1 rRNA gene is annotated in these 240 nt (G+C 55.4%); it reads left to right on the forward strand.

Annotation, left to right across the window (positions count from 1 at the left end):
* A 16S ribosomal RNA gene (locus tag ACOZIO_RS25155) occupies positions 1–240 on the forward strand; the annotation flags it as partial.

A 240-nucleotide genomic window follows, 5' to 3' on the forward strand; every position in this document is an offset into this window, starting at 1 on the left:
GAGGCAGCAGTGGGGAATATTGCACAATGGGCGCAAGCCTGATGCAGCCATGCCGCGTGTGTGAAGAAGGCCTTAGGGTTGTAAAGCACTTTCAGCGAGGAGGAAGGCATCACACTTAATACGTGTGGTGATTGACGTTACTCGCAGAAGAAGCACCGGCTAACTCCGTGCCAGCAGCCGCGGTAATACGGAGGGTGCAAGCGTTAATCGGAATTACTGGGCGTAAAGCGCACGCAGGCG

Source organism: Rahnella sp. PD4 (genome assembly GCF_049199325.1).
Taxonomy (GTDB): Bacteria; Pseudomonadota; Gammaproteobacteria; order Enterobacterales; family Enterobacteriaceae; genus Rahnella; species Rahnella perminowiae.